Here is a 20,677-nt window from a genome sequence, read left to right as displayed (position 1 = left end):
TAAGCGATAAACTGCCAAGTTTATCCGAACCTCATCGGGTTCGGGTATTTCCTTAGAAAGGAGGTGATCCAGCCGCACCTTCCGATACGGCTACCTTGTTACGACTTCACCCCAATCATCTACCCCACCTTCGACGGCTAGCTCCCTTGCGGGTTACCCCACCGGCTTCGGGTGTTGTAAACTCTCGTGGTGTGACGGGCGGTGTGTACAAGACCCGGGAACGTATTCACCGCGGCATGCTGATCCGCGATTACTAGCAATTCCGACTTCATGCAGGCGAGTTGCAGCCTGCAATCCGAACTGAGACCGACTTTGATAGGATTGGCTCCACCTCGCGGTTTCGCTTCCCGTTGTATCGGCCATTGTAGTACGTGTGTAGCCCAGGTCATAAGGGGCATGATGATTTGACGTCATCCCCACCTTCCTCCGGTTTGTCACCGGCAGTCATCCTAGAGTGCCCACCATAATGTGCTGGCAACTAAGATCAAGGGTTGCGCTCGTTGCGGGACTTAACCCAACATCTCACGACACGAGCTGACGACAACCATGCACCACCTGTCTCCAATGCTCCGAAGAGGGGCACTATCTCTAATGCTTTCATTGGGATGTCAAGACCTGGTAAGGTTCTTCGCGTTGCTTCGAATTAAACCACATACTCCACTGCTTGTGCGGGTCCCCGTCAATTCCTTTGAGTTTCAGTCTTGCGACCGTACTCCCCAGGCGGAATGCTTAATGTGTTAACTTCGGCACCAAGGGTATTGAAACCCCTAACACCTAGCATTCATCGTTTACGGCGTGGACTACCAGGGTATCTAATCCTGTTTGCTCCCCACGCTTTCGCGCCTCAGCGTCAGTTACAGCCCAGAAAGTCGCCTTCGCCACTGGTGTTCCTCCACATCTCTACGCATTTCACCGCTACACGTGGAATTCCACTTTCCTCTTCTGTACTCAAGCTTTGCAGTTTCCCTTGCGACTTGGGGTTGAGCCCCAAGTTTAAACAACAGACTTACAAGGCCGCCTGCGCGCGCTTTACGCCCAATAATTCCGGACAACGCTTGCCCCCTACGTATTACCGCGGCTGCTGGCACGTAGTTAGCCGGGGCTTTCTTCTCAGGTACCGTCACCTTGAGAGCAGTTACTCTCCCAAGCATTCTTCCCTGGCAACAGAGCTTTACGATCCGAAAACCTTCATCACTCACGCGGCGTTGCTCCGTCAGACTTTCGTCCATTGCGGAAGATTCCCTACTGCTGCCTCCCGTAGGAGTCTGGGCCGTGTCTCAGTCCCAGTGTGGCCGATCACCCTCTCAGGTCGGCTACGCATCGTCGCCTTGGTGAGCCGTTACCTCACCAACTAGCTAATGCGCCGCGGGTCCATCTATAAGTGATAGATTACTCCATCTTTCCCGATTCAGTCATGCGACCATATCGCGTATCCGGTATTAGCATTCGTTTCCGAATGTTATCCCAGTCTTATAGGCAGGTTACCCACGTGTTACTCACCCGTCCGCCGCTAAGTATCAGAGGTGCAAGCACCTCATCAACTCCGCTCGACTTGCATGTATTAGGCACGCCGCCAGCGTTCGTCCTGAGCCAGGATCAAACTCTCCAAATTGGTGTTTGACTTGTTCAGTTTTCAAAGAGCAATCTTTTCTCTCTTGTCGACCGTGTATCTCGTTGGCGACCTAGATAATATATCATAGGCGCCTATGGCATTGCAAGTGTTTTCTTCATTATTTGCGAAAAACTTTTCTCATTAGCATTTCATACCTTCTTTTCGCCTTTGCGGCTAGCCATAATGACTTGTTTAAACAATATAACTTGCTACAACATATTATATAATTTCCTAACTTTCATTAATTATTCTTCTAATACAATAAAAAAAGCAAGTACAGTGTTATGGAGAGAAGACTTCGTTTAGTCTCCTTATCGTTACACAGTACTTACTTAAAGTTTTGACGAATTCGCTTATCTGAGCACTTCTTTAATATGAAGATGCCTGTCCACGATTAAGTTTACAATGATACCTTCAATGGAAACCCAAGGCCTAGTCGGATAATTACGATCCGAGAATACAATCTCTCCAATACGTTCATCGCTAAGCTTAACGACCGTTCCATTATGGAACTGAGTAGCCTTCTCTACAAATGTACGGACATAGGTAGGATCCAGCTTCCCGAAGGAATCGCTTTGGATTTGTTCCAATACGAGATACGGAGATGCAGCTTTCCTATATGCCTTGTTCAAAGTCATTGCATGAAATATATCAGCAATCGCTACGATCTTGGCATACGGGTTTATCTTCGTCGCATCAATGCCGAGTGGATAACCTGTTCCGTCAACCTTCTCATGATGCTGAAGCGCCGCCATCTTTACCCCCTCATTAAGAGCAGATACATTCTTGAGCAATTGGTACCCAAGAACCGTATGACGCATCATTTCTTCTTTTTCTTCTGTTGATAATGTATTAGGCTTCGTCAAGATTGCTTTGTCAATTCGGACGTTACCGATATCATGCAATAAACCGGCAAATGCAATTTGCATCCAATCCTTTTGAGGAAAGCCCGTCCACTGTGCAATTTGATAGGAGGTTAATGCAGACGTAATGCTGTTATGAAGCAAATAGTCTTTCTCCAAAAATTGACGCGGTACAAAGGTCAGCAAGTTGTAGCTCTTTATGTGCTCCAGCATTTTCTCAAGCTGCTTGCGTACATCCATGATCGGCATGGCTTGACCCGCTGCAACAGAATTAAATACTTGGCGTAAAACAATAATCATTTTGTCGTACTCTTCATGAAGGGGAGATGCGACTAATGCTGAACTCGGTTCTTGGCTTGCATCCTCATCGGTATCCTCTTTGGTCTTGCTCAAATCAATATTCGATTCAATCTCGACACTTGTGATGAGAAATGCTTGCAATATTTCTATTTCTTTAGGGGTAACGATCTTCCCCTTTTGAAATAAAACACTGCCAAGTGGGGTGAGGACATCTTCAATGATTTTGTCGCCTAATTTGAGATGTAATAATGTTACTGCTGCCACGAGAGTCCTCTCCCCTTGTGCCTGAATAGTATTATGTACTCCCATAAATAAAGCAAACCTAGGCTGACCCGTCATGCGACGGAGTCAGCTGCGTCTGCTTTCATTTATTCTTGCGTCGTTTCGCCGCCATCTTGCTCTTCATTTTCATCTATAGCTTCATTCTCTTCACTGCGAGCAACACGTGTAACAGTCGCTACCGTATCATCTTCGCGTGTATTAATCAGCCTTACGCCTTGCGTATTCCGTCCCATCGTAGATATGCCTTCCATGCTGGTACGAATCATCGTGCCAGATGAAGTCATAATCATAAGATCCTCATCATTCTCAACCACTTTGAGTGAGACGATCGGTCCATTCTTATCGGTTACGTTAAGCGTCTTAATCCCTTTACCGCCACGGTTCTGAATACGATAATCGGCCACTGGTGTCCGCTTGCCGTAACCTTTGGAGGTAACGATCAGGATATCATTACCCGGTACGATAACATCCATATCAATAACGGTATCTTCATCATCAAGCTGGATACCTTTTACGCCTGTAGCGGAACGTCCCATTGAACGGACATCCTGCTCAGAGTAACGTATGGACATGCCCTGAGCCGTTCCCATAATAATTTCCTGGTTGCCGTCAGTCAGCTTAACGCCAATTAGATCATCGTCCTCACGAAGTGAGATTGCGATCAATCCGACTTTCCGAATGTTGACGTAGTCATCAAGCGGAGTCTTCTTCACAACCCCTTGCCTTGTAGCAAAGAACAAGTAATGTTCCGAATCAAATTCTTGTACAGGTATGACCGCATTGATCGTCTCACCCTGTTCAATTTGAATGAGGTTGATAATAGGCGTACCGCGTGCAGTACGGTTAAGATCAGGAATCTCATAGGCTTTCAGCTTATACACCTTACCTTTGTTCGTAAAGAACAGCAGGTAGTGATGCGTATTGGATACAAATAGATGCTCAACAAAGTCATCATCCTTAGTACCCATGCCGACAACGCCTTTGCCGCCGCGCTTCTGACTGCGGTAAGTGCCAACCGGCAAACGCTTGATATAGCCTGTGTGAGTAATGGAGATGATAACATCCTCACGAGGAATAAGATCCTCATCGAGAATTTCCTCATCACTTGCCATTATCTCCGTACGACGCTCATCACCGAAACGGTCCTTCAATTCAGCAAGCTCTGTGCTAATAATATCGAGCACAAGCTGCTCATCAGCTAGAATCGCTTTATATTCAGCAATTTTACGCATAAGTTCTGCATACTCTGCTTCTATTTTATCTCTTTCCAGACCAGTCAGGCGCTGCAAACGCATATCCAAAATCGCTTGCGCCTGCTCATGGCTGAGCGAGAATCTTGTAATTAAGCCTTCACGAGCTTGGTCAGCTGTTTGGGAAGCGCGAATGAGTGCAATGACCTCATCCAAATGGTCAAGCGCTATTCGCAAACCTTCCAAGATATGTGCCCGTGCTTCAGCCTTTTTGAGATCATACTCCGTACGACGACGAATGACCTCGATTTGATGCTGTAAATAATGATAAAGCATATCGCGTATGTTAAGCGTCTTAGGCTCACCATTTACGAGTGCCAGCATGTTAATCCCAAAGTTGGATTGCAGCTGTGTATGCTTGTACAAATTATTAAGTACAATGCTCGGGTTAACATCACGACGAAGCTCAATGACTACGCGCATGCCGTTACGGTCCGATTCATCTCGCAAATCAGTAATGCCTTCAATTTTCTTCTCGCGAACGAGCTCGGCAATTTTCTCAACTAAACGAGCTTTAATGACTTGATAAGGCAGCTCATGCACAATGATGCGCGCTTTGCCGTTATTCTCTTCAATCGTCGCCCTTGCTCGCATTGTTACCGAGCCGCGGCCTGTCAAATAAGCTTGACGAATCCCCATACGGCCCATTACAAAACCGGCTGTTGGAAAATCCGGACCTTTTATGTGTTCGATGAGTTCGAGTGGCGTAATGTCTGGATTAACAATAAGCGCCTGTACGCCATCGATAACCTCATTCAAGTTATGAGGTGGAATATTCGTAGCCATACCAACCGCTATCCCAGTAACCCCGTTTACGAGAAGGTTTGGATAACGTGCTGGCAATACAACTGGTTCCGACTCTTCACCGTCATAGTTAGGAATGAAATCAATCGTTTCCTTGTTGATATCGCGCAGTAACTCCATTGCCATCTTCGAAAGACGAGCTTCCGTATAACGCATGGCAGCTGCAGAGTCGCCATCAACTGAACCAAAGTTACCATGTCCATCTACGAGCATATAACGCATGGAGAAATCTTGTGCCATCCGTACCATCGACTCATAAACTGCGGAATCACCATGCGGGTGATACTTACCGATTACTTCTCCTACAATTCTCGCTGACTTCTTATGGGGCTTGTCCGGTGACATGCCCAGCTCAGACATCGCATACAATATGCGTCGATGCACTGGTTTAAGTCCATCCCTAACATCGGGAAGAGCGCGACTTACGATGATACTCATTGCGTAATCCATAAAGGAATCCCGCATCTCCGTACCAATATCTCGATCTCTTACAGACATACGTTGTTCTTCCGCCATGATTTACCTCCCTGACGCCATCTATAGCTACTCTTAAATCAACATAACTCTTATATTACTTTCTCAAAAAGCGAGCATATAAACCTTTTGTGCTCATGCTTTTGGAATTCCTGCTAAACTTTCGTCTTTACTTGCTAAAAATAGGTGAATTACCGCTCTCCATACATGAAAACCTGCCATAAAATAAACAGACCCAACTTTCATTATACCACTCAATCGAAAGTCTGTCTCCTGCATCATTTCAAATCGATGACCTGTAAAAGCAGCATTTTGAAAGGAGAAAAATCGTTGAGCATACAACGCGTTACGAGCAAATGGGCCAAAACAAAAGTCATGTTGAAATCTGACTATTTGCGCTCATATATGCCCCCAACAAAACTATTCGGACGCGGCAGCCTTCAGTCAATGCTTAGTGAATATGGTATGGTCTACGTCAAGCCGATAAACGGTACTTTCGGCAATGGCGTCATCCGCGTGGAGAGAACTACTGTACCTGCTCTCGGATATCGCTATCAGTTAGGGACAAAAATCTTGTTTTTCTCAACACTCGACCAGTTATACCATAAGCTAGCTGGGCAAACGAAGAAGCGAAGCTATCTTGTTCAAAAAGGTATCCATTTGCTAAAACATCAAAAGCGGCGCTTCGATATTCGCGTTATGGTTCAGAAAAACCCTCATAACGAATGGGAGGCCACTGGCATTATCGGTAGACTCGCCCATCCTGCGAAAATAGTAACCAATTATCACAGCGGCGGGACTCCGATGGCACTTGAGCGGCTCATGGGCGATCATGCTAATGCTTCAGAGCTTGCTGCCTTCAAAAACAAATTAAGAAAAGTCAGCATTACGATTGCCAACCAGCTACAAGGTGCCTACCCCAATATAAAAGAGCTAGGCGTGGACATCGCCATTGATGCAAAACTGCATCCATGGATTTTGGAAGTCAATACATTACCCGACCCATTTATCTTCCGAAAGCTGCCTGATCAAAATGTTTTTCATAAAGTATATCGTTATGCAGTCGCCTATGGCCGATTTAAAAAAAGAAGCAGTCGTCCATAATGGGCGGCTGCTTCTTTACGAAATCCTTTATTTTAAACATCTAGATTCGTTACGTATCTAGCGTATTTTTGAATAAATTCGCGGCGCGGTTCAACATTATCGCCCATAAGCGTGTCAAACACGATATCCGCTTCAATTGCATCCTCAATCGTTACCTGGAGCATCGTGCGGCTTTCAGGATCCATCGTTGTCTCCCAAAGCTGAGTAGCATTCATCTCTCCCAGACCTTTATAGCGCTGAACGTTTACTTTTACGCCTTCTCCAAATTCAGCCAAAATCTTCTCGCGTTCCTTCTCGGTTTGCGCGTAGCGAATAACTTTATTACGCTCGATCTTGAATAGAGGAGGCTGTGCAATATAAATATAGCCAGCGTCTATAATTTCACGCATATAGCGATAGAAGAACGTTAAGATGAGCGTACGAATATGAGCGCCATCGACATCCGCATCAGTCATAATGATGATTTTGTGATAACGTGCTTTAGTTAAATCGAAATCATCACTAATACCGGTGCCCATCGCTGTAATCATTGCCCGAATCTCAGCATTGCCAAGAATACGATCGAGACGCGCTTTTTCTACGTTCAAAATCTTACCGCGAAGCGGCAAAATGGCTTGGAAATGACGATCGCGGCCCTGCTTGGCAGATCCACCGGCAGAGTCACCTTCTACGATGTACAGTTCGCTGATCGATGCATCCTTGGATGAGCAGTCAGCAAGCTTACCAGGTAGTGAGCCAACTTCCAGAGCGCTCTTACGACGAGTCAGCTCACGCGCTTTGCGCGCTGCTTCACGAGCACGAGCAGCAGATAGACCTTTTTCTACGATTTTGCGCGAAACAGAAGGATTCTCTTCTAGAAATTCCTGCAGCTTCTCGGCAAAAAATGATTCTACGATTCCGCGGACTTCGCTGTTGCCAAGCTTAGTCTTTGTTTGTCCCTCAAATTGCGGTTCCGGGATTTTGACAGAAATAATAGCCGTCAAGCCCTCACGCACATCATCGCCGGAGAAATTCGAATCATTATCCCTGATGAGATTTGATTTGCGGGCATAATCGTTAATAATACGCGTAAGTGCGCTCTTAAAGCCCGACTCATGCGTACCGCCCTCATGTGTATTAATATTATTTGCGAAAGAGTATATATTCTCGGTGTAGCTGTCATTATACTGTAGAGCGACTTCTACTTGGATATGATCCTTCGAGCCTTCCACATAAATTGGCAGCTCATGCAAAGGTTCGCGATTGCGGTTCAAGTATTTTACAAACTCGATAATACCGCCCTCATATTTAAACGTATTGGATACGCCAGTACGCTCATCACTAAGCACAATTTCAATGCCTTTATTCAAAAACGCAAGCTCGCGAATACGCGATTGCAGCGTCTCATAGTCGTATACGGTCGTTTCCGTAAAAATTTCTGTATCAGGCTTAAACGTTACTTGAGTACCTGTTTCCGTTGTCTCGCCGACAATTTTAATATCATACTGAGGAGCACCCTTGCGGTACTCTTGCTGATAGATATTGCCTTCGCGTTTTACTTGAACAATGACAAGCTCGGACAGTGCGTTTACGACAGATACGCCGACCCCGTGCAAGCCGCCGGATACTTTATAGCCCTCTCCGCCGAACTTACCTCCCGCATGCAAAACAGTCATAACGACTTCTAGCGTCGATTTTTTCAGTTTCGCATTCTCTCCTACAGGGATACCGCGTCCATTATCGATAACCGTTACGCTGTTATTCTCATGCACGATAATTTCGATTTTTGAGCAATAACCGGCCAAAGCCTCGTCAATACTGTTATCAACAACCTCCCATACGAGATGGTGAAGACCTTTGCCACTAGTGGAGCCAATATACATCCCCGGACGTTTGCGTACCGCCTCTAAACCTTCCAAGACCTGTATCTGACTCTCGTCATACGTATGCTGTTCCAAAGACATGCAACTTCACTGCTCCTCTCAACTGCTGTTCCTGATCGCCTTCGCTCTAGCCGTTAGCCACAAACTGATGGGCTCTTTTCTTAAGCGTAGAGGATGAAATAGGCGAATAATATATTTTTTGCTTCGTTACAACGATCGATTTTGGCTCTTCCTCGCCTATCGTTTCAACGTCCTTACGCTTGCGTGCTCCCGCAACGAATTGCTTGGATAGTTTAGAGGATTGCTCGATAGAAATATCAAAGATGGCCACGAGCTCCGCAGCCCGAATTATTTTCTCGCCGCCCAAATGGATGTACATGTCCTCTTCCTCACCTCTCCTATTCGCAATTTAACGTGTCACTCGGCCGTCATGCACATGATAGATGCCGGCATCTTGAAGCCTGCTCACATTCACGCTTTCAAGGCCGGTCGTTGTAATAAAGGTTTGTACTTTGCTCTGAAATGTCTCAATAAGCTGCGTCTGACGGTTCTGATCAAGCTCTGACAGTACATCGTCAAGCAGCAAAATCGGATACTCACCGATTTCCTCGTTAATGAGTTCTATTTCTGCCAATTTTAAAGACAGGGCCGTTGTTCGCTGCTGCCCCTGTGAGCCGTAGACTTGCGCTTCTTTTCCGTTGATATAAAACGCCAAATCATCACGATGCGGACCCACGAGCGTAACGCCTCTGCGAATCTCCTGATCTTTCACCTGTGTTAACTTTATCATAAATTGATCAAATAAAACAGATTCATCTTGCTGGGCATCTGTATCAAAAGAAGGACGGTACTCAATGGTGAGCTGCTCAGTCCCGTTCGTTATGCCTGCATGTATTCGTTCTGCAAACGTTTGTAATTTATGTATAAAGTGTTTCCTTTTTTTCATGATTTTAACACCATGCTCTGCGAGCTGCTGATTCCACACCTCGAGCATCGTTTGATTTGCCCCTCCAGGGTAGGAGGCTTTCAAAAAATTGTTGCGCTGCTGCAGCACTTTTCCATATTGCTGGAGTGTATACAAATAGCCGGGCTGTACTTGTCCGATTTCCATATCGAGAAACCGTCTTCGCACTCCCGGCGTTCCTTTTACAATTTCAAGATCCTCTGGCGCAAACATGACGACATTTACCGAACCGATGAAATCACTGAGCTTACGCTGCTCAAGTCCGTTTATTTTCGCTTTTTTTCCTTGCGCTGAGAAAAGGAGATCCAGCTTAATCGCTCCGTACTTCTTATCGACCTCGCCAGTAATGCGAGCGGAGCTTTCTTGCCAGCCAATAAGCTCCTTATCCTTAGAGGTGCGATGAGACTTCGTTAACGCAAGTACGAATATAGCCTCTAGCAAATTGGTTTTGCCTTGAGCATTTTGCCCAAGAAATATATTGACCTTATTCGGCGTTTGTAAGTCAATCTCGCTGTAGTTCCGATAATTTTGCAGCTGTATGCTCGTTAAAAACACGTTTTGACCTCCCGGTCCGTTGGTGCGTTACTCTTTACCTACCGTAAAGACGCCGCAGCCTTCAACTTCTACTTTATCGCCAGCATACAATTTTCTTCCTCTGCGGTTGTCCGCTTCTCCGTTAATAACGACAGTGTTTTCTTGAAGGAAAAACTTCGCATGACCGCCGGTTTGAATGCAATCAGAAAGCTTCAAAAATTGGCCAAGCGTTATATATTCCGTCTTGATGGCGATTTCTTTCATGAAAATAGGTCAGCCCTTTCTTGCTTATATTTGAGATTTAGCCCGTTGTTCTATAAGGCAAGATGACATACATGCTATATGCATGATCCATAGGACGAATAATAATAGGGCTCATTGCGCCTGTAAAGCCAATAAACAATTGCTCGCTATCAATGACTTTAAGGACGTCGAGCATATATTTAGAGTTAAATGCGATTCGAAGAGGCTCGCCGTTAAATTCTTTTGCTTCAAGCTGCTCCGTTACTCGTCCAAGCTCAGTCGAGCTGGATGAAATTTCAATCGTTCCATCTTCAAGCGTCATAAGGCGAACGATATTCGTTTTTTCCTCACGAGACATGAGATAGGCACGATCAATCGCGTCCATTACATTTTTTGTATCAAGTACAAGTTCTGTTTTGAACGTTTGCGGAATAATTTTAGAAGTATCGGGATAAGTTCCATCAAGGATACGTGTATAAAATAATACATTTCCGAGTTTAAACAACACTTGGTTGTCTGTTACAACGATATCGACAAGAGCATTTTGCTCCGGAACGAGCTTGGATAGCTCAATAAGTGTTTTTGCTGAAATGACGACATTGCTGAATTTGAGCTGTGCTTCTGTTTCAACTTGTGCCGTACGGCTTGCTAGACGGTGGCGGTCCGTTGCTACAAATTTCAATTCCCCTTCAAGCAAGTTCCAAAGTACACCTGTCAAAATAGGGGTTTGTTCACTTGCTGAGGCTGCAAGCACAGTTTGACGAATCATTGCTTTTAATAGATCGCCAGGCATTTGCAATATATCGTTTTGTTCGATGGAAGGAAGTACTGGAAATTCTTCCGGATCAAGTCCGACCATTTGTATTTCAGTAGAGCCCGAACGGATCATCGTCTGGTAAGTATTGCTCACATCGATAACGACTTGCTCGGATGGGAGTTTTTTTACAATCTCCACGAAAAACTTTGCGGGCAAAACGACGCTTCCCGGTTTATCCACATGTGCAATAACGAATTGATCTCTTTCCACAGGGATGAAGCTTTGAATAGAGATATCGGTATCGCTTGCTGTAAGTGTTACCCCAAGATGAGTAACCTCAATTTTGATACCGCCGAGAATAGGTATAGCTGGACGTGAGGAAGCAGCCTTTGCTACTTGCTGGATCGCATCGTTTAATTCATTTTTTGAGATTGTTAATTTCATGATTTCACTCCTAGCGTTCTTATAAATTCATCCAAGTATGAGCTCTCACAAACGATTTTTTTGAAAATGGCGTAATTTGGTTATGTGTTGATGATTTCGCATTTGATTTTAAACGTTATACAAACCTTATACTTCACCGCGAAGCGAGCTTTTGCCTGTAAAGGCTGGCATCAGCCGTTTTGCCGTATTTGATGATGTTTTTTTAAAGATTTTTAGTAGTCGTAGTAGTAGGGGCACTGAATATGTGGATAACCCCATGGAAGACCGATAAAGCAAGCCTATCCACATGTGCATAGCTTGTGCATAGGCTTGCTTAGTTGTTCACATATGATTTTTGATCTTTTCGGTCAGGTTTTGAATGATTTTGTACAGGTCCTGATCTATTTTAAGCTGCTGTGTAATTTTCTCATGTGCGTGGATAACGGTTGTATGGTCACGCCCGCCAAAAGCCTCGCCAATCTTCGGAAGCGAGAAATCGGTGAGCTCCCTGGATAGATACATTGCGATTTGCCTAGGATAGGCTACCGCCTTCGTTCGTTTCCGCGCTTTGAATTCCTCTAGCCGCAGCCCGTAGAACTCCCCAACCTTCGTCTGAATATCATGCATCGTAATCATTCTAGGTCTGCTTGAAGGAATGATATCCTTAAGCGCTTCTGCTGCCAAATGCGACGTAATGTCTGCATTTATCAAGGATGAATAGGCGACTACCCGAATAAGGGCACCCTCCAGTTCACGAATATTTGTATCGATTTGATTCGCGATATAGATCATCGCTTCGTTAGGAATATCTAGATTCTCAGCGCGTGCTTTCTTGCGCAGTATTGCAATCCGCGTCTCCAGATCCGGCGGCTGAATGTCGGTAATAAGTCCCCATTCAAAGCGAGAACGAAGCCTTTCTTCCAGCGTAGGAATTTCCTTTGGAGGCCGGTCACTTGAAATGACAATTTGTTTCCGCTCCTCATGCAGCGCATTAAAGGTGTGGAAAAACTCTTCCTGCGTCTGTTCTTTTCCGGCTAGAAATTGAATATCGTCAATGAGCAGAACGTCGATATTGCGATACTTTGTACGGAAACTTTCACCACGATTATCACGGATAGCGTTAATGAATTCGTTGGTGAATTTCTCAGACGAGATGTAAAGGACTTTCGTATTCGGGTTGTGATCCATGATGTAGTGGCCAATGGCATGCATTAAGTGGGTTTTACCTAGCCCAACTCCACCGTATAAAAACAATGGATTGTAAGCTTTGGCCGGCGCTTCCGCTACGGCTAGCGATGCTGCATGCGCAAAACGGTTGTTAGCACCGATAACGAATGTATCAAACGTATACTTCGGGTTAAGCATATGAGTAGGTGTCGCTTCCTCATTCATGACAGGGGAATGCACCGCTTTCGGCGGGAACATATATGCGGGCTCCGCACCCTTCGGTTCCTCAATAGAGAAGCGAACATCGACTTGTCTGCCCAAAAACTCAAACAGTGTCGTTCTTATTAGCTTCGTATAACGGCCCTCCAGCCATTCGGCCGCAAATGTTGTCGGCGCTGTTACTTCAAGCATGGAATCATCAACAAAATTAGCTTTCGTTGCTTTGAACCAAGTGTCAAAGCTCGGTTTGCTCAATTTCGTCTGTATGATCGACAACACTTGCTGCCATAAATCATAGGTATGGCTGTCCACAGACTGTCACTCCTTATCCAAATCGCCACAAGTGGCGCAGTTGCAAGAAAAAATGTCGAAAACAAGGGTATTATAACGAAAGCATCCACATTATGAAGAGAAATAAGTGAATGAGTTATAAATAGGGGATGAGTTTGTTCACAATGTTATCCACAGGCTGTTGATAAAACTGAGGCAATATTGATCTAATCCACAGTGAAAACATAATTATCATAGCAAAAGATGCCTTATATTTCAACGAAATCGCATATTTTATCCACATTCTCAACTGCTTGTGCATAAAAGTTATCTACACCACTACATATTGTTTATATCTTGTTAAGATTTCGACAAAGTTCGTTTAACCCGCCTGTGGATTGTGCACATGTTATTAGTTTTTGAAAAATGAAGTCAATTCATGCGTTTATCCACAGCTGACTTGAAATTATTTTTATCAACAAGAGGGCGCTGGAGCTGATCATTGACTTTTGGGGCTGGGCATGGTTTAATAAAAAAAGCGTTTTTTTAAATATAAGACGTTATAGGTGCATGCTTATAATGCTGCTTATATACACCGCGAAACGATGCTGCTCCGTCAAACTATGACGGCGAGAGCCGTTTACGCTTGATTGGAAACACGCAGTATAGGAGGTGCAGAACGATGAGACCTACATTTAGACCTAATGTAAGCAAACGCGCGAAAGTGCATGGATTCCGCAAACGGATGAGCACGAAGAACGGACGTAAAGTTTTGGCAGCGCGTCGTCAAAGAGGAAGAAAAGTACTGAGCGCATAAGCAGAAGACCACGTCCGGTGGTCTTTTTTTTTTGCTTGTGAGGATGAGGAGTGAGTGAGCAGCAGCTTAGGCTGCTCGCTTGCTGACTATACTTAGAAGATGAACAAGAGAACGGTGGCCAACAGTCGTGCATAGAAAATTGCGTCTTCGCAATCGTGAAGACTTCAGCCGGATTTATCGAGGCGGCAAATCGTTTGCGAATGGGCAATTCGTCGTCTATTGGTCGAAGCAACCATCGGCGGAACCATTTCGCCTCGGTGTATCGGCAAGCAAAAAAATAGGCAATGCGGTAGTACGTAATCGCATGCGCAGAATGATTAAGGAAATTGTTCGTCACCAAGCCAATCGAATCGTTCCCAGAACCGACTTCATACTAATAGTAAGAAAGCCTGCTACATTGATGAAGATGAAGGATATGGAGAAGAGCGTTCTTCATGTATTGAAGAAGGCCGGTTTGCTGAAAAGCACGAGTATTTCAAAAGAGAAGCAGGCAGATTAACGATATTTTGCCGGCTTGCTTCGCATGCCTAAAAAACGTGATACAGCATGCGCCAAGAAAGCGGATGCATGGATAGTCTCGTTGTTTCTTTGTCCCATAAATTATGGTATAGTCTAGATTGAAAATATAAGATTGTATTAGTCATACAATGCCTGTATTTTTCCACGAAACATATGCTGCGCCGCAAGAGTACGGCTATTGCCGCTGACGCTTGATGTAATGGCTTTCAGAGAGGAGTTTTAAAGTTGTTGTTTTGGACAAAAAACAAGAAAATGATTTTAGTGTTCGGTCTTGTTCTGCTTATGGGTGTGCTGGCAGGATGCGGCGCTCCATCAACAGAGACAACCGAGACTGCTGATCTATTGAAGGGGAACTTCTGGGAGAAGAACGTCGTTTATTACTTTGCCTTAACGCTTGATACGTTCGCAGGCTGGTTTGGCGAATCCTACGGACTTGCGATATTGCTCCTGACGATCATTGTAAGAACATTGATTTTGCCGTTAACGCTAAAACAGTACCGCAGCTCCAAAGCTATGCAGGCGTTGCAGCCGCAAATGGCTGAAATTAAGAAAAAACACAAAGACAATCCGCAAAAGCAGCAAGAAGAGACAATGAAGCTTTTCCAAACGCATAAGGTAAATCCGATGGCGGGCTGTTTGCCTCTAATTGTTCAAATGCCGATTTTTATCGCTTTGTACAATTCAATCTACAAAAACCCTGATATTCGTGAGCATACATTCCTGTGGCTTCAGCTTGGAGAGAAAGATCCGTATTACATTCTTCCTATTCTCGCAGCAGCTACAACGTTCATTCAGTCAAAGATGATGCAGAAGCAGCAAACACAAACAATGCCAGGTATGGGCATGATGCTGGCGATTTTCCCTGTGCTCATTTTTGTAATGGCACTTTCTTTCCCAGCGGCTCTTCCTTTGTACTGGGTTTACAGCAACATTTACACAATAGTTCAAAACTACTTCCTATACGTTCGTTCATCTGACAAAGGTAAGGAGGCCCCTGCGAAATGAAGAAAATCATTGCATCGGGGAAAACGGTAGAAGATGCTGTACGTAACGGATTATTACAATTGCAAGTAACTGAAGACCGCGTTAAACAAGTTGTGCTTGAGCAGCCAACCAAAGGTTTCTTTGGACTGTTCGGCGCAAAGGAAGCGAAAGTTGAGCTTGAGCTTATTCCCGATCCCATGCTTGAAGCGGAGAATTTTCTCCGTGAAGTAGCTGGCACGATGGGATTGCAAGTAAACATCGATCGAAAGCAAACAAGAGACGGTATTCATATTGCTGTAACAGGCAGTGGAGATCTTGGCATGCTGATTGGACGTCGCGGACAAACGTTGGATGCATTACAGTACTTGGTTAATATTGTGGCTAATCGTTATTCAGACAGTCATTTGCGTATCGTACTTGATGCAGAAGATTTTCGGGAGCGCCGCCGCAAAACGTTAGCGGATTTATCCGACCGTTTGGCGGGACGAGTTATCCGCACCAGGAAAGAAGTTGTCTTGGAGCCGATGTCGCCGCATGAGCGCAAAGTTATTCATTCGCAGTTGCAGAACCACCCTAAGGTGAAAACGTTTAGTAAAGGCGATGAGCCGAATCGGCGAGTCGTTATTGCATTAAGACAATAAGCTGTACAATATAAATGTATACGAATCAATACGCTATCCACAGCAATGGCTCATAATGGTCATTGCTGTTTTTCCATTTGAGAGGTGCTGACAGCAATGGTACATGATACGATAGCTGCCATTTCCACAGCAGTCGGAGAAGGCGGAATCGCAATAATAAGAGTAAGCGGTCCTGAGGCAATTGCAGGTATCGCGAGTGTTTTTCGTTCGAAAATAAATCTAAATGATGCGGATACACATACGCTGCATTATGGTCATGTTCTCGATCCGAGGTCTGGAGAAGAGGTTGAAGAAGTTCTTGTTACGGTGATGAGAGGTCCCCGTTCATTTACCGCGGAGGATGTTGTCGAAATTAATGCACATGGCGGCGTTATTGCTGTTAAAAAGGTGCTTGATGTCGTATTGCAGTTGGACGGCTATCGTACAGCGGAGCCAGGCGAGTTTACGAAGCGTGCCTTCCTAAATGGTCGAATCGATCTTATGCAGGCAGAGGCTGTTATCGATTTGATTCGTTCCAAATCTGATCGCGCATTTTCCGTTGCCCGCAAACAAGCAGAGGGCGTTCTGTCGAAGCGGATTAAAGCTTTGCGGCAGACGGTCATTGAGCTGCTTGCCCATATAGAAGTGAACATCGATTATCCGGAGCATGACGTAGAGGAAATGACGAGCTCGTTCATTCGTGACCAATGCGATTCTGCTATTAATGAAATAGATCGTCTGTTAAAAACCGCAAACGAAGGCAAGATACTAAGAGAAGGTATTGTAACAGCAATCGTTGGGCGGCCTAATGTCGGTAAATCGTCTCTAATGAATGTACTGACGCAGGAGAATAAGGCTATCGTTACCGATATCCCGGGTACGACTCGTGATGTCATAGAACAATTTGTAGCGCTAAACGGAATTCCACTTCGACTGCTCGATACGGCTGGTATTCGTGAAACAACGGATGTTGTTGAGCGAATTGGGGTGGAGCGCTCTCGCAATGCGCTTGAAGAAGCGGATCTCATTTTGCTAGTGCTGAACTATAATGAGCCGTTGCAGGCTGATGATCGAGAGCTATTGTTGCAAATGAAGGGTCGCCCAGTCATTGCGATCATAAATAAGACTGACTTGCCGCGTCAATTAGAAATTGAGGTGGTGGAGGAGTCGATTCCGGTCGATTCCATCGTTAAAATGTCGGTTCTTGAGGAAGATGGGTTAGACCGCTTAGAGAAGACGATAAGTGAGATGTTTTTTGAAGGCCAGCTTGAATCAGGTGATCTGACATATGTGAGCAATGTTCGACATATTGCTTTATTGAAGCGGGCAAGGCAATCGCTAGTCGATGCAATAGAAGCATCTGATACAGGAATACCGATTGACCTTATTCAGATCGATGCCAGGTCCGCGTGGGAATCGCTTGGTGAAATTTTGGGTGATGAGGCTGGAGATTCATTAATTGATCAAATTTTCTCGCAGTTCTGCTTAGGGAAATAGATGGAAGTAGGCTTTTGCAGCCGATATGAATTAAACTTACAACATGTGGCTTTAATGAATAAGTAATGTTTAGTTCGTTGCTAAAAAGTGATTTCGCTAATGAGGCAGAGTTTTCAGCTGTCTCTGTGATTTAAGATTAGTGCAGCTCTAAGTGTTAATTAAGGAAATAGAATATCGAGCTAATCGTTATTCTATCAGCATATAGGTTTCACTGAAATGATGGGCATAAGAAAGGCTTTCTATGAAAGCTTTTGGATATGCTTACGAAGTGGTTTTCTACGAAAACCTAAGTTAATGCTTACGAAGTTGGTTTTCTGCGAAAACCTAAGATAATGCTTACGAAGTGGTTTTCTACAAAAACCTTTAATATACAAAGTAGGTTTTCGTAGAAAACCTTTGGGAGGGTAAAGGACAATGAGATATATAGCTGGTGAATATGACGTGATCGTCATTGGAGCGGGGCATGCAGGCTGTGAAGCTGCACTTGCGGCTGCACGTATGGGCTGCGAAACGCTGCTGCTTACAATAAATCTAGATATGGTTGCTTTTATGCCATGTAATCCATCTATCGGCGGACCGGCAAAAGGCCATGTGGTACGTGAAATTGATGCGCTCGGCGGTGAGATGGGACGTAATATCGATAAAACGTTCATTCAAATGCGGATGCTTAATACAGGTAAAGGTCCTGCGGTGCATGCACTGCGTGCGCAAGCTGACAAGTTTGATTATCAGCATTTAATGAAGAAGACAATTGAAGAAACACCTCATTTGACCCTGAGACAAGGAATGGCTGAAGAGCTTATTGTTGAGGATGGAAAATGCTTGGGAATCGTTACAAAGACAGGCGCTGAGTATCGTGCAAAGACTACGGTTGTTACAACGGGCACCTATTTGCGCGGCAAAATTATTATGGGCGAGCTGATGTATGAGAGCGGACCAAATAATCAACAGCCTTCAGTCAGACTTTCGGCAAGCTTGAAGGAGCATGGTTTGGAGCTTGTACGTTTCAAGACAGGTACGCCTCCTCGTGTTCACAAAGATACGATTGATTTCTCGAAAACAGAAATTCAACCTGGTGACGACAAACCGAAGTTTTTCTCGCATGAGACGGAATCATCAACAAACGAGCAATTGCCTTGCTGGTTAACGTATACATCTGAAGCGACGCACAAAATTATCAATGACAATCTTCATCGTGCGCCAATGTTCTCAGGTGCGATTGAGGGAACGGGCCCAAGATATTGTCCTTCTATTGAAGATAAAATCGTCCGTTTTGCTGATAAGCCCAAACATCAAATCTTCTTAGAGCCAGAAGGCAAAAATACCTCTGAGTATTATGTACAAGGTCTCTCCACAAGTATGCCGGAAGATGTACAGCTTGGTATTTTACGTTCTATACCAGGTTTGGAAAAAGTTGAGATGATGCGTAACGGTTATGCGATCGAATATGATGCGGTAGTTCCTACACAGCTATGGCCATCCTTGGAGACAAAGGTAATTGACGGTTTATTCACAGCTGGACAAATAAACGGAACTTCTGGTTATGAGGAAGCAGCGGGGCAAGGCGTTATGGCTGGCATTAATGCTGCACGCAAGGTACAAGGGAAAGAACCAATTATTATCGGTCGTGCAGATGGCTATATCGGTGTAATGATCGACGATCTTGTTACGAAGGGGACGAACGATCCTTATCGTTTGCTTACTTCAAGAGCGGAATATCGTTTGCTGCTTCGCCATGACAATGCAGATTATCGTCTAACGCCAACTGGCTACGAAATCGGTCTTATTTCGGAAGAACGTTACAATAAATTTTTGCGTAAAAAAGAATTGGTTGAAATGGATATTGAACGTCTACGCGGAACTAAAGTAAAACCTGATCAAGCAAATGAAATGCTGATAGCAGCGGGTACGGCTCCCATGGAGCATGGCACTGATGCGTTATCGTTGCTTCGTCGACCGGAAGTTACTTATGCGATGCTGGAAACGGTTGTACCTTCCGTTCCTGAAATGACAGAGGAAATGAAGGAACAGGTTGAAATTCAAATTAAATATGCAGGTTATATTGAGAAACAGCTTGTGCAAGTAGCACGTTTGAACAAAATGGAGAAAAAACGTATTCCTGATGACATTGATTATAGTGATGTTCGCAGCTTAGCATCTGAAGCGAAGCAAAAGCTTTCAGTTATCAGACCGTTATCTATTGGTCAAGCATCACGGATTGCTGGTGTTACACCAGCTGATATTTCCATACTGCTTGTTTACTTGGAACATTACAACCGTGTTACTGCAGCGAGAGGATCATAATATGGACGAAACTTTAAAATGGTTTACAAAACGAATGGAGGAGAGCGGTATTCCGCTTTCTCCCGTTCAGCTTGAACAATTCGAAACTTATTATCGCCTGCTCGTTGAGTGGAATGAGAAAATGAATTTGACCGGCATTACCGAACGAGATGCTGTATACGAGAAACATTTTTATGATTCCGTATCGCTTTCTTTTTATACGAAGATGGACAGTGTTCGCAAGCTTGCTGATATAGGTTCAGGAGCGGGTTTTCCTAGTATTCCTTTGAAAATCTGTTTTCCTCATTTGCAAATCATGATTGTTGATTCTTTGAATAAAAGAATACAATTTTTAACGCATCTGAAAGAGCAGCTTGGTTTAGATCAGGTTTTATGCTTGCATGGCCGGGCTGAAGATATTGCACAATTACCAGACCACCGTGACAAGTACGATTTAGTAACGGCAAGGGCAGTTGCGAGATTAAATGTATTAAATGAATTTTGTTTGCCCTTCGTAAAAAAAGGCGGATTGTTTGCTGCAATGAAAGGCTCGCAATCGGATGAAGAAGTTCGGGAGGCAACTTTAAGCCTAAGAGAGCTCAAAGGAAAAATTAAATCTCAGCATCAGTTATCGCTTCCAAACGAGCAATCAGAGCGACATATTATTTTAATAGAGAAGCTAGATGCTACTCCGCGTAAATACCCTAGAAAAGCAGGCACTCCACTAAAACAGCCACTTATGTAGCTGGCATCTAATGTTCCACGTGAAACATTTTGCAAATGGTTACTTGGGGAAAAGAACTTCCATTTTCTTATAACAATTATTTGT

General features: G+C 44.5%; 16 protein-coding genes and 1 rRNA gene. 8 read left to right on the top strand and 9 right to left on the bottom strand.

Features of this window, described 5'->3' with window-relative positions:
• Positions 1-56: 56 nt before the first annotated feature.
• The 3 genes from BK120_RS06270 to gyrA form a co-directional block, all read right to left on the bottom strand.
• Positions 57-1,612 (bottom strand): 16S ribosomal RNA (locus BK120_RS06270).
• 353 nt (positions 1,613-1,965) lie between these two features.
• Positions 1,966-3,039 carry an HD-GYP domain-containing protein gene (locus tag BK120_RS06265; RefSeq protein ID WP_076266601.1) on the bottom strand — a complete coding sequence of 358 codons (1,074 nt, stop codon included), beginning with the start codon at positions 3,037-3,039 and terminating at the stop codon, positions 1,966-1,968.
• 104 nt (positions 3,040-3,143) lie between these two features.
• Complete coding sequence (gene gyrA, locus BK120_RS06260; RefSeq protein WP_076266600.1) at positions 3,144-5,627, bottom strand: DNA gyrase subunit A; 2,484 nt, start codon at positions 5,625-5,627, stop codon at positions 3,144-3,146.
• A 288-nt stretch (positions 5,628-5,915) separates the two neighbouring features.
• Here gyrA and BK120_RS06255 point away from each other — a divergent pair, with 288 nt between their 5' ends.
• Complete coding sequence (locus BK120_RS06255; RefSeq protein WP_256710812.1) at positions 5,916-6,689, top strand: YheC/YheD family protein; 774 nt, start codon at positions 5,916-5,918, stop codon at positions 6,687-6,689.
• A 32-nt stretch (positions 6,690-6,721) separates the two neighbouring features.
• Here the strand turns inward: BK120_RS06255 and gyrB are convergent, their stop codons facing one another.
• The 6 genes from gyrB to dnaA all read right to left on the bottom strand — a co-directional run bounded on the left by gyrB (position 6,722) and on the right by dnaA (position 13,170).
• Complete coding sequence (gene gyrB / locus BK120_RS06250; protein ID WP_076266599.1) at positions 6,722-8,632, bottom strand: DNA topoisomerase (ATP-hydrolyzing) subunit B; 1,911 nt, start codon at positions 8,630-8,632, stop codon at positions 6,722-6,724.
• Positions 8,633-8,678: 46 nt separating this feature from the next.
• Complete coding sequence (remB, locus tag BK120_RS06245; RefSeq protein WP_054025778.1) at positions 8,679-8,930, bottom strand: extracellular matrix regulator RemB; 252 nt, start codon at positions 8,928-8,930, stop codon at positions 8,679-8,681.
• 30 nt (positions 8,931-8,960) lie between these two features.
• Positions 8,961-10,070 (bottom strand): DNA replication/repair protein RecF, encoded by a 1,110-nt coding sequence (recF, locus tag BK120_RS06240; protein ID WP_076266598.1) that lies wholly within the window; start codon positions 10,068-10,070, stop codon positions 8,961-8,963.
• Positions 10,071-10,097: 27 nt separating this feature from the next.
• Complete coding sequence (gene yaaA, locus BK120_RS06235; protein WP_076266597.1) at positions 10,098-10,313, bottom strand: S4 domain-containing protein YaaA; 216 nt, start codon at positions 10,311-10,313, stop codon at positions 10,098-10,100.
• A gap of 37 nt (positions 10,314-10,350) precedes the next feature.
• Positions 10,351-11,493 (bottom strand): DNA polymerase III subunit beta, encoded by a 1,143-nt coding sequence (gene dnaN / locus BK120_RS06230; protein ID WP_076266596.1) that lies wholly within the window; start codon positions 11,491-11,493, stop codon positions 10,351-10,353.
• Positions 11,494-11,814: 321 nt separating this feature from the next.
• The gene (dnaA, locus tag BK120_RS06225; RefSeq protein ID WP_076266595.1) at positions 11,815-13,170 is read right to left on the bottom strand and encodes a chromosomal replication initiator protein DnaA; all 1,356 of its coding nucleotides are present in this window, start codon (positions 13,168-13,170) and stop codon (positions 11,815-11,817) included.
• A 640-nt stretch (positions 13,171-13,810) separates the two neighbouring features.
• On the opposite strand from dnaA, the gene rpmH reads away from it, so the two are divergent.
• From rpmH to rsmG, 7 genes are all read left to right on the top strand, one after another.
• Positions 13,811-13,945, top strand: a complete 135-nt coding sequence (gene rpmH, locus BK120_RS06220; RefSeq protein WP_054025773.1) for a 50S ribosomal protein L34 — start codon at positions 13,811-13,813, stop codon at positions 13,943-13,945.
• Positions 13,946-14,072: 127 nt separating this feature from the next.
• A complete protein-coding gene (gene rnpA / locus BK120_RS06215) occupies positions 14,073-14,444 on the top strand; it encodes a ribonuclease P protein component (RefSeq protein WP_076266594.1) in 372 nt (123 codons plus the stop codon).
• Between the two features lie 272 nt (positions 14,445-14,716).
• Complete coding sequence (locus BK120_RS06210) at positions 14,717-15,469, top strand: YidC/Oxa1 family membrane protein insertase (RefSeq protein ID WP_076266648.1); 753 nt, start codon at positions 14,717-14,719, stop codon at positions 15,467-15,469.
• Positions 15,466-16,089, top strand: a complete 624-nt coding sequence (gene jag / locus BK120_RS06205; protein ID WP_076266593.1) for an RNA-binding cell elongation regulator Jag/EloR — start codon at positions 15,466-15,468, stop codon at positions 16,087-16,089. Before BK120_RS06210 ends, jag begins: the two co-directional genes overlap by 4 nt.
• A 96-nt stretch (positions 16,090-16,185) precedes the next feature.
• Positions 16,186-17,565: a tRNA uridine-5-carboxymethylaminomethyl(34) synthesis GTPase MnmE gene (gene mnmE / locus BK120_RS06200; RefSeq protein ID WP_076266592.1), complete on the top strand. Its 1,380-nt coding sequence runs from the start codon at positions 16,186-16,188 to the stop codon at positions 17,563-17,565.
• Between the two features lie 414 nt (positions 17,566-17,979).
• Positions 17,980-19,869 (top strand): tRNA uridine-5-carboxymethylaminomethyl(34) synthesis enzyme MnmG, encoded by a 1,890-nt coding sequence (gene mnmG / locus BK120_RS06195; RefSeq protein WP_076266591.1) that lies wholly within the window; start codon positions 17,980-17,982, stop codon positions 19,867-19,869.
• Between the two features lies 1 nt (position 19,870).
• Positions 19,871-20,593: a 16S rRNA (guanine(527)-N(7))-methyltransferase RsmG gene (gene rsmG, locus BK120_RS06190; protein WP_076266590.1), complete on the top strand. Its 723-nt coding sequence runs from the start codon at positions 19,871-19,873 to the stop codon at positions 20,591-20,593.
• The last annotated feature ends 84 nt before the right edge of the window (positions 20,594-20,677 follow it).

The sequence above is a fragment of the Paenibacillus sp. FSL A5-0031 genome (assembly GCF_001956295.1).
Taxonomy (GTDB): domain Bacteria; phylum Bacillota; class Bacilli; order Paenibacillales; family Paenibacillaceae; genus Pristimantibacillus.
The sequence above is the reverse complement of the archived record's forward strand: the minus strand, read 5'-3'. Positions and strand labels throughout refer to the sequence as shown.